Consider the following 14,850-nt stretch of genomic DNA (forward strand, 5'->3'; position numbering starts at 1 on the left):
CCCCCCCGGAACGCGTGGTCAACCCGACCGTGGCGCACTTGTGGGAGAGCGCACGACCGACGACATGGAGATGTGCACTCAGGGGTGCCACCCTTGTCTGCAACATCATCCGAATCAATGTCGGACGTGCCGATGACTCATGTCACCACATGATCGGCGGGCCGTCACGACCACGGGCAGAAATTGCATCGGGTGAATCCAGATAGTGGACAGTTCCTCTCTGTCAGGAATTCTACGGACATATCCGATTCGGGCCGATAGGTGGTGGTCCCGGGTCGACGGGCGCGCAAACGGCTGGACGCGGCACCGCAGGGCGGGCGAGGCTGCGGACCATGACGACGCTGCCCGGTGGTCTCGAGCTCCGTACGGCCCGACCTGCCGACCTCGACCAGATCGCGGCGCTGCTCGTCGAGCGCGGCGAGGAGCCGGACGCGCTGGACCACCGGCTCGTCGTGGAGGGCGGGCTCGGCTGGGACGCGTGCGCCGTCGTGGTCGACGGTGAGCGCGTGGTCTCGACCGCGACGCTCCTCGACGAGACGGTCCGGGTCGGCGACGTCGTGCTCCCGGCGGGGCAGGTCGAGCTGGTGGCCACCGCCACGGGGTACGAGGGCCGGGGCCTGGTCCGCGCCCTGATGGGCTGGGCCCACGACCGCTCGCGCGACCGCGGTCACCTGCTCCAGGTCATGATCGGGATCCCGTACTTCTACCGGCTGTTCGGGTACGAGTACGCGATCGACATCCCCCGGGCGCGGGCGCTGCGGGAGTCGCGCCCGCCGGCGAGCCCGCCCGTCGACCCGGCCCCGGCCCGCGGAGGGGCGCCGGCCGGGTCGATCTTGCGCGCAGCGACGCCCGCGGACGTCCCGGCGCTCGTCGCGCTCCAGCAGGAGGCGCAGGCCCCGTACGACGTGGCGATGCCCCACCCGCAGGAGCGCTGGGGCTGGCTGCTCGCGCACGAGGGCAGCACGACGCGGGTCCTCGAGCGCGACGGCGTGGTCGTCGCGTCGGCGCGGACGGGCCCACCGGACGAGGGCCTGCTCGTCGCGGAGGCGGCCGCGGCGGACGCGACGGCCGCGCACGACCTGCTCGACGGCCTGCGCGGGCTCGGCGAGCCGCTGACGATCGTGCACCGGCCGCTCACGACGCCGGGACGTGCGTGGGCGGAGCACCTCGAGCCCGGCGGGACCGACGCGACGCAGTACTACGCACGGCTGGAGCGCCCCGAGCTGGTCCTGGACGCGCTGCGACCGGTGCTCACGGCGCGCCTGCGCGCCGCCGGGCTCGGCCGGGACGTCGTGATCTCGACGTTCGGCCGCCACTACCGGCTGCCGTGGACCGCGGACGCCGGGCTCGGCCGCGTCGAGGTCGGCGGTCCGATGCAGTCGCCCGGGGTCGCCGGCGGCGCGGGCGTGGCCCCGGACCTCCTGCCCGCGCTGCTCCTCGGGCAGCTCGGCATCCAGGGCCTCGAGCGGCTCCACCCCGACGTCTACGCGCCGGACGCCGACTTCTACGGCGCCCTGTTCCCGCCCCTCACCGCCGACCTGCTCACCTACTACCTGCCCTGGTGACCTCGTTCCGCCGGGCGCGCGGGGCTGCTGAGCGGCGGTCGGCGGCCGGTCACCGCCACCGACCCAGGCCGTCGACGAGGGTCGCGACGACGTGCTCGTCGGTGGTGCCGCGCTCGATGGTCGCCCGGTAGTACAGGGGGCCGATCACCAGGGCGGCGGCGTCGCGGGGATCGGTGTGCAGGTCGACCTCGCCCCGCGCCCGGGCGTCGTCGAGGGCGTCGGCCAGCCGGCTCGCGAGCAGGTCGGCGAAGCGTGCGCGGCGGGCGTCCATGTCGTCCTCCCACAACGCGGCGCTCGCCAGGGTGGTCGCGACCACGCGGACGTCGTGGTGGCCGAGCTGCTGCGCCAACGTGGTCAGCTCACGGACCAGCCAGTCGCGCGTGGGGCTGGCGGGCGCGTCGAAGAACGGCATCGGCACCGTGGCCATCGCCTCGGAGAGGAGCTGGTCGCTGCGCGGCCAGTGGCGGTAGACGGTGGCGCGTGCGATCCCCGCCTGCTCGGCGACGCGGGCGTGCGTGAGGGCCCCGGGTCCGTGCGTCAGCAGCACCTCGCGGGCGGCGGCGACGATCGCCTCACGGCTGCGGAGGTACCGGGGGTCGTCGTGGGTGGGCACCATCCGACGATCCTATGAGACATCTTGACTCAGAGCGCCGCGGGTGTCACCCTGCAGCTATGAGACAAACTGTCGCACAGCAGAGGATCGTCGTCCTGGGGGCGACCGGGGCCACCGGCCGCCTGGTGGTCTCGACGGCCGTGGGCCGGGGCCACCACGTCACCGCCCTGGTGCGCCGGTCCGGGTCGCTCGCACCCGCCGCCGGCCTGCAGGAGGTGGAGTGGCCGGACGTCCACGACGCGGCGACACTGTCCGCCGCGCTGGACGGCGCCGATGCGGTGGTCAGCGCCCTGGGCGGGGCGGCGAAGGCCCCGACCTCCGTGTGCACCGACGCCATGGCGGCCACCGTCCCCGCGACCGGGAGGTACCGGGTCTCCGACCACCTGCCGGTGCGCCTGTGGACCTCCGTCGGGCGTGCCGACCTCGCCGACTTCCTCGTCGACGAGGTCGAGGACCCGCGCCACGTGCGCGCCTACCCGCGGATCGCCGCGTGAACGCCCGGCGCACGCGCGCCGCCGACCCCGTCGTCGGTGCGGACCTCACGGGGCAGGTGGCGGTCGTCACCGGGGCCGGCGGGGGCATGGGCCGGGTCGTCGTCGACGAGCTGGCCCGCGCAGGCGCGCACGTCGTGGCCGTCGCGCGGGACGCGCCGCGCACCGAGCGCCTGCTGCGGGAGACCGTCGGCGCCCACGCCGGCCTCGAGGTCGTCCAGGCCGACCTGTCCCTGCGCCAGGGCGTGGTCGACGCGGCCGCGGCGATCGGCCGACGCCACGCGCAGGTGCACCTGCTGGTCAACAACGCCGGCGCGCACTTCCCCGACAGGCGGCTGACCCCCGACGGGGTCGAGCGGCACGTCGCGGTGGACTACCTGGCCGGCTTCGGGCTCACCCACCTGCTGCAGGAGAACCTCGTCGCTGCCGCCGCGCGCGTCGTCCACGTCGCGTCCGACACCCTCAACGACACCCGGCAGGTCAAGGTCGTCGGCCGCGCCCGCCCGCCCCGCCTCGACCCCGCGCACCTCGCGGACCTCACCCTGCTCAACCCGGCCGACGGCTTCGTCGCCTTCGAGGCGTACGCGCGCGCGAAGCTCCTCACCGTCACCAGCGGCTACCACGTCGCGCGCCTCCTGCGGCCCCACGGCGTCACGGTGAACTCGGTGCACCCGGGCATCGTGGCCACCGGCATCATCGACGACGTCGTCCCGCCGGCCCTGCGTCCGCTCGGCCCGCTGATCCGCCGGGCCCTGCTGACGCCCCGCGACGGCGCCGCCGCCGCGCTGCGGCTGGCCACGGACCCCGCGCTGGCGGGCGTCACCGGCCGCTACTACCACCGCGAGAGGGTGGCGACGACGCCCGACGTCTCCCACGACGCAGCAGTGCAGCAGCGGCTGCACGACGTGAGTGCCCGGTGGTTCGACCGCTGACCCGAGCCGGGGCCGCCCGCTCGGGGTGCCCGCTCACCCCACGAGGCGCGGGGTGGGGACGCCGAGCCGGCGCGCCACGGCCCGCGTGTCGGCCAGGACGGCGCGCGCCTCCGCGGCGTGCGGGTCGGTGTGGGCCGCGAGGCTCCTGCGCGCGATCGGGACGTGCGCGGTCGCCCAGCCGATCGCGGGGGCGACCAGCCGGGGCAGCCGGAACGGCAGCACGGCCGCTCGGTGCCGGCGGAGGTCGACGCCCCGGGCCTCGAGGAGGGGCAGCAGCTCGCGCGTCGTGAGGAACGCCTCGGCGAACGCCCGACGGTCGCCGATCATGGCCGCCAGCGAACCGCTGCGCAGCGCCTGGGCGAACATGCCGGCGTCGGCGGCGAAGTGGATCCACAGCCACCCGCGCATGTCCCCCTCCTGCCGGATGCTCAGGCCCGCCTGGCGGAACGCCGCGATCACCTCCTGCTCGCGCCGGCTCGGGCCGCCGGCCGTCGTGCCGATGACGACGGCGGGCAGCAGCGCCGCCGAGAGGACGCCGTCCTCCCCGAAGCCGCCGCCCGCCTGCGGGAACCCGAGGACGAGGCGGTCGGCCGGGAGCGGTGCGACGGCGGCGAGCGGCTCGTCCCAGAGGTTGCCGAACACCAGCACCGTCGCAGAGCCGAGCCGAGGAGCGAGGAACGCGGCGGCCTCGGCGAGGCGGTGGTGCCCGACGCTGAGCACGACCAGGTCGACGCCGTCGTCCGGCCCGACGGACTCGCGCAACGTGGTCCGGAACGACTCGCGCACCCGCCGGCCGATCGGTCCGCGACGTCCGTCGATCCAGTCGAGCTGCACCTCGTCGCCGTACTCCGCCGCACGACCCGGGCGCACGTAGAACTCGACGTCGTGCCCGGCGGCGTGCAGCACGCGGCCGTAGATCGTCGCGATCACGCCACGGCCGAACATCAGGACGCGCATGACGACCCCTTCCCTAAGATGGAGCCCGTCTCCGTTTGACAAGATATGGAGACGGTCTCCACTTGTCAACGGGAGGGTGCGCCGTGGCCGAAGGACGTGCGCTGCGCGCGGACGCACGCCGCAACCGCGAGGCGATCGTGGCGGCCGCACGCGACGTCTTCGACCGTGACGAGCAGCTGCGCTTCGACGACTTCGCGGCACGTGCCGGCGTGGGGGTGGGGACGCTCTACCGGCACTTCCCGACGCGGGAGGCGCTGGCCGCGGCCGTGTACGAGGGGGAGGTGGCGGCGCTCTGCGACGAGGCGCGTGACCCGGCGCGGTCCGCCGCCGAGAACCTCGCCGCCCTCCTGCGCGCCTTCGTGGAGTACGTGGTGGCGCACGGCGGCCTGGCGCGCACGCTCGCCGCCGTCGTGGACCCGGCGGTGCAGGCCGACGGCGGGAACGCGCTCGAGTCGACGGTCGCCGACCTGCTCACCCGCGCGGCGGGCGACGGCACGATCCGCGACGACGTCCCCGTCGGCGCGGTCATGATCGTGCTGCACGGCATCGGCTCGGCCACCGACCGGCCGCACTGGGCGTCGGAGGCGCGTGCTGCCGTGGAGCTGCTGCTCGCGGGGCTGAGAGCCGCCTGACCCTCCCGTGGCGGCTCGTCGCGCGCCGGCCGCCGCGAGGGGACCGCGCCTCAGACCTCGTCGCGCCAGGTGTGCTGCGGGTCGTAGCCCAGGAGGCGACGTGCCTTGTCGATGGACAGGAGCGTCTCGCGGCCCTCGAGCGGGCGGGTCACGGGGACGTCCGGGAGGTACTCGGCGACGAGCTCCGCCGAGGGCCGCTCCAGCACCGTGTCGGGCGAGGCGATGATGAACGCCTCGAAGCCGCGCAGGTCGCTCTCGAGCGCCAGCCGCACCGCGAGCGCGCCGTCGCGGGCGTCGATGTAGCCCCACAGGTTCCAGATGCGGCTGCGCGGGTCGGCCGCGAAGCCCGGGAACGCGGCGTAGTCGCCCGGCTCCATCACGTTGGAGAACCGCAGGCCGATGAGCTTGAGCTCGGGGTCCCAGCGGGCGAAGTGCCGGGCCATCTCCTCCTCGACCGCCTTGCCGAGCGAGTAGGTGCTCTCCGGGCGGACGGCGTACTCCTCGTCGACCGGGACGTACGGCGGCGGCGTGTCGAACGGGAGCCCGAGGACGGTCTCGCTGGAGGCCCACACGACGTTCCGGATGCCGGCGCGGCGGGCGGCGCTGAACACGTGGTGGGTGGCGACGACGTTGTGCGCGAAGGTCGCGCCGCTCGGCCGCAGGCCCGGCGCCGGGATCGCGGCGAGGTGGACGACCGCGTCGACGCCGTCGTACCGGTCGTCGATGCCGGTCAGCGCCTCGGTCACCTGGCCGAGGTCCGTCAGGTCGACCCGGGTGAAGAGCGCCCTCTGACCCTCCGGCGGCGGAGCGGTGTCGACGTTGACCACGTCGTACCTGTGCGTCGCCAGGTGCTCGACGACCGCGCGCCCGAGCTTGCCGCTCCCGCCGGTCACGACGACGCGGCTCATGCGCCGCCCTCCACCGGCTCCGGGCTGCGTGCGTCGACCGTCTGCGTCATCCCGCCATCAGATCACGCCGAGGTCCGGGAGGTCGGGTCCCGCGTCAGGCAGGGGTGGAGGACAGGCCTCCTGCATCTCACGCCCGACCGCAGCGTCGTGGGTGGACGGCGGTGGACGGCGGTTGACGGCGCTGAGCGGGTCGGACAAGGTTCGCGCGTGCACACCCCCCGGTCAGCCCTGTCCGCCGCCGCACCCTCGGGGCGCTGCGTGACGCGGCGGCGTGAGCGTCGAGCGGCCACGCTCGCGGTGTCCGTGCTGGTCACCGCCCTCGTCGCGACCGGCTGCTCATCGTCGGGCGAGGACCCGGCCGCAGCACCGACCCCGCGCAGCACACCGACCGCGACGCCGACGCCGACCGCGACGCCGACGCCCACACCGACGTCGACGATCGCGCCGAGGTCGGACTACCTGGTCAACATGATCGGTTGTCTGCGGACCCACGGGTGGGAGGCGGAGTCCGTGAACGGGTCGATCTCAGCGAACGCCTCCGCAGAGCAGCGCCCTGCTCTGCTGGAGGACGTGGCGACGTGCGAGGCGCAGTTCGGCTACGACCAGCCGACCCCGGCCCTCTCCCCGGAGGCGGCCCGCCTGCGGCTCGAGCAGCTCGACGCGGTCGCGGCGTGCCTCGCCGCGGCGGGGTACCCCGTCCCGGCGCGGCCGACGGACGAGGCGGCGCTGGCCGGCCTCACGTCGACCCCGAGCGACCCGGGGTGGGTCGTGTACGGCGACGTCCCGGGGGACCGGCTGCTCGACGCCCAGGACGCGTGCCCGCCGCTGTGGATGTAACCGGCGAGAACCACCGGCCTGAGGCCCTGCGGGCCGGAGCCGTCCCCACGACCCACCGTCCACCCGTGAAGGCGAGGCACCGTGAAGCTCCTCCTGACGTCGGGCGGCGTGACCAACGCCGCCATCCACGCGGCGCTCGTGCGGATGCTCGGCAAGCCGGTCGCCGAGAGCCGCGCGCTGTGCATCCCGACGGCGCAGTGGGGTCACCCGCTGTGCGGCCCGGACGGCGTGCGCAGGCTGGCCGCCGCCGGGCCCGCGTCCCCGCACCTGACGGGCCTGGGCTGGGCGTCGCTCGGCGTCCTGGAGCTCACGGCCCTGCCGACGATCGACGCCGAGCGCTGGGTGCCGTGGGTGCGGCAGGCCGACGTGCTCCTCGTCGACGGCGGGGACGCGACCTACCTCGCCCACTGGATGCGCGCGTCGGGGATGGTCGACCTCCTGCCCTCCCTGCCGGACACCGTCTGGGTCGGGGTCAGTGCGGGCAGCATGGTCATGACGCCGCGGATCGGCTCGTGGTTCGTCGAGTGGCCCGCCGCCCCGGACGACCGGACCCTCGGCGTCGTCGACTTCGCGATCTTCCCGCACCTCGACGCCTTCCCGACGAACACCCGGGCCCACGCCGAGCAGTGGGCCGCCGACATCGGCGTCCCCGCCTACGCGATCGACGAGCAGACGGCGCTCGCGGTGGTCGACGGCGCCGTGGAGGTCGTCTCCGAGGGGCGGTGGGTCCGGTTCGGCTGAGCACCTCGAGCCGGTCGCGGGAGGATGGTCGGGTCGCGACGCAGGACGGAGGTCGGTGTGGTCTCACCCCAGGCACTGAGCGAGGCCGATCGCCGCACGGGCGGCGGACTGCGCCGCCCCGCGGTGCCGGCCCGCCGCTACTGCGAGATCGCGTAGCGCCGTCCGCTGCCCGACCGCCGCTCACCCCACCGGGAACGCGACCCCCGTGAGCTCCTCGGAGACGGTCCACAGGCGCTGCTGGGTGGCCCGGTCGTGGGAGTCGGGGCTGGACGTGACGAGCGTCGGGTGCCCGCGGACCTCCCGGCGGCCGTCGGGGCCGTAGTACTGCCCGCCGACGACGCCGGGGTCGGTCGCGGCGCGCAGCGTGGGCAGGGCGCCCATCGCCGCCGACGGGAACAGCGGCGAGAGCCAGGTGAGGGGCAGGCGCAGGGCGGTCGGCGCGTTGCGCGCGAGCTCGGTGCGCGACAGCCCGGGATGGGCGGCGACCGCGACCGTGGTGCCGTGCGATGCGAGCCGGCGCTGCAGCTCGTACGTGAACATGAGGTTGGCGAGCTTGGACTGGCCGTACGCGCCGGCCCGGTCGTACGACCGCTCCCACTGCAGGTCGTCGAAGTGGATGGCGGCCCGCAGGCGGTGCGCGTTGCTGCTGACCGTCACGACGCGGGAGCCGGGGACGGGCAGCAGCCGGTCGAGCAGCAGGCCGGTGAGGGCGAAGTGGCCGAGATGGTTGGTGCCGAGCTGCAGCTCGAACCCGTCGGCGGTCGTCTGCTTCGGCGTGTACATCACGCCCGCGTTGTTGATCAGCAGGTCGATGCGCGGGTGCGCGGCGCGCAGGTCGGCCGCCGCGGCCCGGACCGACGCCAGGGATGTCAGGTCGAGCGCCTGGACCGAGACGTCCCCCGGGAGCCGCGCGGCGGCCTGCTCGCCCTTCGCGACGTCGCGGACGGCCAGGACCACGCGCGCCCCGTGCTCGGCGAGCGCCCGGGCCGTCTCGTGGCCCAGCCCGGTGTTGGCGCCGGTCACGACGACCACCCGGCCGGACTGGTCGGGGATGTCCTGCTCGGTCCAGCTGCTCATGGTGGGCTCCTCGCGTCGTCGGGCCGGTGGTGAGAACGTAACAGACCAGTGGTCTGTTCACAAGGAACCGGCGGTCCGTAACGGTAGGGTGGCGGCATGACGTTCCAGCGGGCGCGCAGCGAGGAGCAGCGGGAGGTCCGCCGCCGGGCGATCCTCGACACCGCGGCCGCGATGCTCGACGAGATGCCCGTGGCCGACGTGAGCCTCAACGAGCTGAGCCGACGCGTCGGCCTGGCCAAGTCGAACGTGCTGCGGTACTTCGAGTCCCGCGAGGCGGTCCTGCTCGAGCTGCTCGACGACTTCCTCGAGCGCTGGCTGACCGAGCTGGCCGACGAGCTGGTGGCAGGGGTGGTCGCGGACGCGGCACCGGACGAGCGCGCGCGGCAGCTCGCCGAGGTCCTCAGCCGCTCCCTGGCCGGCCGGACGGTGCTGTGCGACCTCTTCGGTGCGCAGGGCGGCGTCCTCGAGCACAACGTCTCGGTTGGGGTGGTGACCCGGCACAAGCGGACCTCGCTCGCGCTGCTGGAGCACATGGCCCGCCTCGTGCGGCAGCACGTCCCCGAGCTCGGCGACGGCGCGCGGCTGTTCTGCCTGACGGCCCTCGTGACGGCCGGCGCCCTGTCGTCCTACACGCCCCCACCGCCCAGCGTCCTGGCCGCCTACGCGCAGGAGCCCGCGCTCGCCGCGCTCCACCTCGACCTGCAGGACGCGCTGCGCACCGCCTTCACCACCGCGCTCCTGGGCGTGCTGCCGCGCCCCTGACCGGACGGTGAGACGCGGCACGGACAGTCGCACGCTCCGCGACCCTGCAGCCTCGAGGTGACACCCTGGTTCGACCCTGAGCCGGCACCGGCAGCATGCCACGTGGACCGCTCGTGGGACCCGGGGCCGGACGTGACGAGCCGGACCAGGGTCGCGTACAACGTTTCGGGGGCGCGGTCCGTCACAGGGGTGACCGGGCGGGTGGCCCGGCCCGACCACAGGAGCGTCGATGACCCCGCAGGACGTCCGTGACACGTTCGCCACCCTGGCGCGCGAGCGTGGCCCTGCGCTCGTCGGGTACGCCTCCCTGCTGACCGGCGACCGGGCTGCGGCCGAGGACCTGGTCCAGGACGCGCTGCTCAAGGTGTTCGTGCGTGCTCGCGCGGGCTTCCGGCCCGATGTCGCCGAGGCGTACGTGCGGCGCGCGATCCTCACGCTGTACGTCGACGGCTACCGCAGGCGGCGCCACCTGGGTGCGCTGCGCCACCTGCTCGCGCACGACGGGGCCCGTGACGGCCCGGACGTGTCCGCTCCCGACCGGCTCGACCTGCGCGCGGCCCTGCTGGTGCTCACACCCCGTGAACGCGCGTGCGTCGTGCTGCGCTTCTACGAGGACCTGACCGTCCCGGAGATTGCCGACCGGATGGGGCTCGCGACCGGGACGGTCAAGCGCTACCTGAGCAACGCGATCGGCAGGCTCGAGTCCGTCCTCGGCCCGCTGGCGAGCCGTCGTGACGACGCCGACGGTGCCGTCGACGTCCTCACGGTCGAGATCGACGACACCACCCGACCCGGGAGCTGACCATGGACTTCGATCTCGAGAACGGCATGCGCGAGCTGGCCGACGACACGGCGCGCGAGGCGCGTCTGCCCGTCGAGGAGCTCGGCCGTCGGCTGCGTGCGCGGCGTGCGGCGCGCGCGGCGACCGTCGCGGTCGTCGCCGTCGCGGCGTCCGGCGGCCTCGTCGTCGGGGCGGCCGCGCTCCTGGACCGGGTCGAGCGAACGGACGTCGTCGCCCCGTCGCCGACGGCCGAGGCGACCCGTGCCCCCACGGTGACGCCGACCCCGACGAGCACTCCGGCACCGTCCCCCTCGCCCCCGCCGGTGGAGGACCCGGTCGTCACGCCCGACCCGTCCGTCCCCCCGGAGCCGAGCGCGCCCGCCCTGCCGCGTCCGTCCGACGAGGTGCAGGGCAGCACCGCGTGGGCCGTCTACGTCGCGGTGACCCCGACCTACGACGACCCGGCGCTGGCGGAGGCCGACGCGCGCCTGACCGCCCTGGGCTACACGAGGCTCCGCGGGGGGAGCCTGGCGTGCGACCGGGGAGCGGCGGAGGCGCTCGGCCGGGACCCGGACGAGGCGGCGATGGCCATGTACTTCGACACGCAGGAGGACGCCGCCCGGTTCGTCGAGCTGTACGGGGACGGTGTCGTGGGGACCGTGCAGGTCACGATGTACTGCCGGGACTGACGCGCGCAGCCGGGCGGGTCCCTTCGCGTCGAGGCGGGGCGGTGGGCCACGTGAGAACACATGTCAACATTGCAATATCACGATATGAGTGGTGTGCTGGTCACGTGGACGGTGACCCGGGACTGGCGGCCGCAGCAGAGGTCTTCAAGGTCCTCGGCCACGAGTCGAGGCTCTGGCTGCTGACGTTGATCCACGACGAGCCGCGCACGGTGGGTGCACTGGCCGAGGCGACAGGAATGTCGCAGCCGCTGGTGTCCCAGCACCTGCGTTCGCTGCGCGAGGGCCGGCTGGCCGTCGCCGTCCGCAACGGCAGGGAAGTCACCTACCGGGTGGCGGACGAGCACGTCGCCCACGTGGTGGCCGACGCGATCGCCCACACCCGGGAGCCACCGCACCCAGCCGCCCCGCACGGACCCTCGGAGGAACACGCATGACGATCACCGACACCCACGCCGAGCACACGCTCGACCAGCACCGCCACGGTGCGGACTGCGGCCACGAGGCCGTCGAGCACGGCGACCACGTGGACTACCTGCACGGCGCGCACCGCCACGCCGAGCACGACGACCACTACGACGAGCACGAGTCCGTCGCCGAGCACACCACCGAGCAGCACGCGCACGGGACCGACTGCGGCCACGAGGCCGTCGAGCACGGCGACCACGTCGACTTCGTCCACGACGGCCACAAGCACGCCGCGCACGACGACCACTACGACGAGCACTGACCTCGCGACGCCGCTCGTCGGTGGCCTGCCGGTCGCCGACGAGCCGGGCCCGCAGGGGGCCTCGAGCCTCCCGATCCGCGGCCTCGACGGCCGACACGACGGCCGCCGGTCACGAGGACCGGCGGCCGTCGCCGTGCCCGGGGGTGCCCCGGGCACGCGTGGGGTCAGGCGCAGGCCGCGCCGTTCACCGTGAACCCGGTCGGCGCCGCATTGGTGCCGCTGTACGAGCCGTTGAACCCGATGCTCGTCGACCCGCCCGCGGCCAGTGAGCCGTTCCAGGCGGCGTTGGTCGCGGTGACCGCGGCACCCGTCTGGCTCCAGGTCGCGCTCCAGCCCTGGGTGACCCGCTGGTCACCGGCGAACGTGAAGCCGAGCTGCCACGACGACCACGGCGTCGAGCCCGTGTTGGTCACGGTGACCGCGGCGGTGAAGCCCGTGCCCCAGGAGTTCGCCGTGTAGGTGACCCGGCAGGACGCGGAGGCCGTGGGGCTGGGCGTCGGGGTGGGGGTGACGGTCGGCGTCGGGGTGACGGTCGGCGTGGGCGTGGGCGTGACGGTCGGGGTCGGGGTCGGGGTGACCGTCGGCGTCGGCGTCGGCGTCGTCGTCGGCGTGGGGGTCGGGGTCGGGGTGGGTGTCGACCCGCCCGCCTGCTCCGCGGCCCACGCGGCGAGCCAGACGAGCGCCGAGTTCCAGTTGATCGCGACCTCGTTCACCGAGTACGCCTCGATGTCGTCGACGAAGCACTTCTGCGCCGCGCAGCCGGCGAGCTCGGCGGCCGCGACCGGGTCCTGCAGCTCGCTGTTGGGCCCGCCGGAGAACGACCCGGGCGGCGCGATCGGCAGGGACGCGTCGGCCTGGTGCGCCCAGAACCGGTGGTGCACGTTGCGCACGGGGTTCTCGCCGTAGCCAGCGATGTACGACTGGTTGAGCGGGTTGCGGCCCTGGAAGTAGTCGAGCGCGCCGTACACGGCCGTCCGGTACCGTGCCTGGCCGGTGAAGTCGTACGCGAGGGCGAGGACGTTGGCGTTGTTGGCGACCTGCCCGTTCGAGCCCCAGTAGTACAGGCTCCCGGGGTTGTTGGGGGCCGGGTACGCCTGGCCGGCGAGCCGCGTGAGGGCGGCGTCGGCGAACGACACGATGGCGGCGCGCGTCGCCGCGACGTCGGCCGCGGGCAGGTCCGTCGGGACGAGGGCGAGCGTCGTGTCGCCCAGGCCGCCGGTCCAGCCCCAGTCGTAGCCGCGCTGCGCGAAGCTCGTGCCGCGGTACAACGACGAGCCGGTGACGTCGGCGCGGTACGACGCCGACCCGGTCGTGGCGAACAGCTCGGCGGCCGCCCAGTAGAACTCGTCCGTGACGGACCGGTCGCCGTAGGCGCCGCCGCCGGTGCCGTCGGTGTCGGACGCGATGCGGTTCGGGTTCGCCTTCGCCGCGGCGTACGCGGTCTGCGCGGCCGTCAGGGCCCGCGCGGAGAACGCCGGGTCGTACGACGCCCACAGGCGTGACGCCTGCGCGGCGACGGCGGCCATGTTGAGGGTCGCCGCGGTGCTCACGGGCGCGAGCACGCGGCGCTGGGAGTCCTGCGACGGGACCGTGGGGATGCCCGTCCAGTTCTCGTCGTGCATCTTGTGGTGCACCATGCCGGCGTCGGTGCGGCCGGCGGGCACCTGCATGCGCAGCAGGAACTCGACCTCCCAGCGGGCCTCGTCGAGCACGTCGGGCACGCCGTTGGCGCGCTCCGGGATGGCCGCCGTGCCGTCGCCGAGGGCGGCGCGGTCCGCGCCGGGCACGTGCAGCGTGCGCTCGTACGCGTTCTGCAGCTGCCACGTCGCGATGCCGCCGTTGACGACGTACTTGCCGTGGTCGCCCGCGTCGTACCAGCCGCCGCGCACGTCCAGGCTGTAGCCGCACGACGTCCGGCACGGCACGCTCGTGTCGCCCTGGTTGGGTGCGACGCCCAGGTGCCCGGCGGCGCGCGCGTAGGTGCTGCCGACGTACCGCGACTCGATCGCGATGCCCGAGCGCTGGTGGTAGAAGAACGCGAGCGCGTCGGACCGCAGCTGCCGCAGCGGGCCGGCGGAGATGTCGAACGGGTGGCTGCTCGCGCCGCCGGCGGACAGGACGTACCCGGTGCCGGGGGTGTCGTAGGCCGAGAAGTCGATGAGGTGCGTCCGGTCGCCGGACAGGGCGTCCGCGCCGCGGACGGTGGTCGTGCCCGACGCGACCGTGCGCCCCGCGGCGTCGCGCAGCGTCCAGGCGACCGGGGTGGTCGACGTGCTGACGAGCGTGGCGACCTTGGCGACGCCGGGCACGTAGGCGACCTGGTTGACCTTCACGGGCGTGCCCGGGTCGGGTGCGGCGACCGCCGGGGGTGCAGCCATGCCGGCGACGGCGAGGGCCAGGGTGATCGCGAGGACGCGGGCGGTCGTGACCGCCCCGCGGGCGGGCCGGCCGTGGCGCACGGTGCGGCGTCGGGTGATCGGTGACATGACGGTCCTCAGGTGGGCGACGACGTGGCGGACGGCGTGACGGGACGGCGCCCGCGTCGAGCGCGGCCCGTCGCTGGGCAGCCCCGACGCCGCAGCGCCTCGCTCACGGTAGGTCCGCGACGTCGGACGCCGGAGGGGGGTGCCGACCCGGAATCGATTAAGCCGAGGTCGTGCGCGCGTGCGCCGCCCGGTGGGCGAGCACGTCGTCCATGTGCTCCTCGGCCCAGCGCTTGATCTGACGCAGGGTCGCGTGCAGGGATACGCCCAGGTCCGTGAGCTCGTAGGTCACCGTGACGGGGACCGTCGCCGTGACCGTCCGGGAGACCAGGCCGTCGCCCTCCAGCGAGCGCAGGGTCTGGGCCAGCATCTTCGGGCTCACGCCCGCGAGTACCCGGGCGATCTCGGAGTAGCGCATCGGGCGGGGGTCACCGGTGCAGTCGGGCCCGCTGCCGAGGGCGGACAGCACCAGGGTCACCCACTTGTCGGAGACGCGGTCGATCAGCTGCCGGCTGGGGCACGCGGCCAGGTAGGCGTCGTACTGCACCTTGGCCTGCGCGCGGCGCTGTGCGGCCGTCGTCGTCATCCTCACCACGTCCTCACGGGTACCAACGCACTTCCGGGTAACTACTTCCGAAGAGGAAGCATGTCGCCC

General features: G+C 74.5%; 17 protein-coding genes. 11 read left to right on the forward strand and 6 right to left on the reverse strand.

What is annotated here, in order from left to right; all coding sequences use genetic code 11:
• Positions 1-332: 332 nt before the first annotated feature.
• Complete coding sequence (locus Cph01nite_RS11725) at positions 333-1,565, forward strand: GNAT family N-acetyltransferase (protein WP_203674369.1); 1,233 nt, start codon at positions 333-335, stop codon at positions 1,563-1,565.
• 49 nt (positions 1,566-1,614) lie between these two features.
• Here Cph01nite_RS11725 and Cph01nite_RS11730 read toward each other — a convergent pair whose 3' ends face one another.
• Positions 1,615-2,181, reverse strand: coding sequence for a TetR/AcrR family transcriptional regulator (locus Cph01nite_RS11730; RefSeq protein WP_203674371.1), 567 nt, complete (start codon positions 2,179-2,181; stop codon positions 1,615-1,617).
• Between the two features lie 56 nt (positions 2,182-2,237).
• Here Cph01nite_RS11730 and Cph01nite_RS11735 point away from each other — a divergent pair, with 56 nt between their 5' ends.
• Positions 2,238-2,672, forward strand: coding sequence for an NAD(P)-dependent oxidoreductase (locus Cph01nite_RS11735; protein ID WP_203674373.1), 435 nt, complete (start codon positions 2,238-2,240; stop codon positions 2,670-2,672).
• Entirely contained in the window at positions 2,669-3,601 is a 933-nt protein-coding gene (locus Cph01nite_RS11740) for an SDR family NAD(P)-dependent oxidoreductase (protein ID WP_203674375.1), read from the forward strand. Before Cph01nite_RS11735 ends, Cph01nite_RS11740 begins: the two co-directional genes overlap by 4 nt.
• 33 nt (positions 3,602-3,634) lie before the next feature.
• Here Cph01nite_RS11740 and Cph01nite_RS11745 read toward each other — a convergent pair whose 3' ends face one another.
• Positions 3,635-4,558 carry a ketopantoate reductase family protein gene (locus Cph01nite_RS11745; protein WP_203674377.1) on the reverse strand — a complete coding sequence of 308 codons (924 nt, stop codon included), beginning with the start codon at positions 4,556-4,558 and terminating at the stop codon, positions 3,635-3,637.
• Positions 4,559-4,641: 83 nt separating this feature from the next.
• Between Cph01nite_RS11745 and Cph01nite_RS11750 the strand changes: the two genes are divergently transcribed.
• A complete protein-coding gene (locus Cph01nite_RS11750; protein WP_203674379.1) occupies positions 4,642-5,190 on the forward strand; it encodes a TetR/AcrR family transcriptional regulator in 549 nt (182 codons plus the stop codon).
• 50 nt (positions 5,191-5,240) lie between these two features.
• Here Cph01nite_RS11750 and Cph01nite_RS11755 read toward each other — a convergent pair whose 3' ends face one another.
• Positions 5,241-6,098 (reverse strand): NAD-dependent epimerase/dehydratase family protein, encoded by an 858-nt coding sequence (locus Cph01nite_RS11755; protein ID WP_203674381.1) that lies wholly within the window; start codon positions 6,096-6,098, stop codon positions 5,241-5,243.
• A gap of 258 nt (positions 6,099-6,356) precedes the next feature.
• Here Cph01nite_RS11755 and Cph01nite_RS11760 point away from each other — a divergent pair, with 258 nt between their 5' ends.
• Together Cph01nite_RS11760 and Cph01nite_RS11765 are read left to right on the forward strand one after the other, a co-directional pair.
• Positions 6,357-6,935, forward strand: a complete 579-nt coding sequence (locus Cph01nite_RS11760; protein ID WP_203674383.1) for a hypothetical protein — start codon at positions 6,357-6,359, stop codon at positions 6,933-6,935.
• 81 nt (positions 6,936-7,016) lie between these two features.
• A complete protein-coding gene (locus Cph01nite_RS11765; protein WP_203674385.1) occupies positions 7,017-7,676 on the forward strand; it encodes a Type 1 glutamine amidotransferase-like domain-containing protein in 660 nt (219 codons plus the stop codon).
• A gap of 180 nt (positions 7,677-7,856) precedes the next feature.
• Here Cph01nite_RS11765 and Cph01nite_RS11770 read toward each other — a convergent pair whose 3' ends face one another.
• Positions 7,857-8,753: an SDR family NAD(P)-dependent oxidoreductase gene (locus Cph01nite_RS11770; RefSeq protein WP_203674387.1), complete on the reverse strand. Its 897-nt coding sequence runs from the start codon at positions 8,751-8,753 to the stop codon at positions 7,857-7,859.
• A 96-nt stretch (positions 8,754-8,849) separates the two neighbouring features.
• On the opposite strand from Cph01nite_RS11770, the gene Cph01nite_RS11775 reads away from it, so the two are divergent.
• From Cph01nite_RS11775 to Cph01nite_RS11795, 5 genes are all read left to right on the forward strand, one after another.
• Positions 8,850-9,515, forward strand: a complete 666-nt coding sequence (locus tag Cph01nite_RS11775; RefSeq protein ID WP_203674389.1) for a TetR/AcrR family transcriptional regulator — start codon at positions 8,850-8,852, stop codon at positions 9,513-9,515.
• Positions 9,516-9,744: 229 nt separating this feature from the next.
• A complete protein-coding gene (locus Cph01nite_RS11780; protein ID WP_203674391.1) occupies positions 9,745-10,317 on the forward strand; it encodes a SigE family RNA polymerase sigma factor in 573 nt (190 codons plus the stop codon).
• A 2-nt stretch (positions 10,318-10,319) separates the two neighbouring features.
• Positions 10,320-10,985, forward strand: a complete 666-nt coding sequence (locus tag Cph01nite_RS11785; protein ID WP_203674393.1) for a hypothetical protein — start codon at positions 10,320-10,322, stop codon at positions 10,983-10,985.
• A gap of 104 nt (positions 10,986-11,089) precedes the next feature.
• A complete protein-coding gene (locus Cph01nite_RS11790; protein WP_203674395.1) occupies positions 11,090-11,419 on the forward strand; it encodes an ArsR/SmtB family transcription factor in 330 nt (109 codons plus the stop codon).
• Entirely contained in the window at positions 11,416-11,712 is a 297-nt protein-coding gene (locus tag Cph01nite_RS11795) for a hypothetical protein (protein ID WP_239069216.1), read from the forward strand. Before Cph01nite_RS11790 ends, Cph01nite_RS11795 begins: the two co-directional genes overlap by 4 nt.
• Positions 11,713-11,876: 164 nt before the next feature.
• Here Cph01nite_RS11795 and Cph01nite_RS11800 read toward each other — a convergent pair whose 3' ends face one another.
• Together Cph01nite_RS11800 and Cph01nite_RS11805 are read right to left on the reverse strand one after the other, a co-directional pair.
• On the reverse strand, positions 11,877-14,198 hold the full coding sequence (locus Cph01nite_RS11800; protein WP_203674397.1) for a glycoside hydrolase family 9 protein: 2,322 nt from the start codon (positions 14,196-14,198) through the stop codon (positions 11,877-11,879).
• Between the two features lie 157 nt (positions 14,199-14,355).
• Complete coding sequence (locus Cph01nite_RS11805) at positions 14,356-14,781, reverse strand: winged helix-turn-helix transcriptional regulator (RefSeq protein WP_203674399.1); 426 nt, start codon at positions 14,779-14,781, stop codon at positions 14,356-14,358.
• Between the last annotated feature and the right edge of the window lie 69 nt (positions 14,782-14,850).

The organism is Cellulomonas phragmiteti (genome assembly GCF_016862775.1).
GTDB lineage: Bacteria > Actinomycetota > Actinomycetes > Actinomycetales > Cellulomonadaceae > Cellulomonas > Cellulomonas phragmiteti.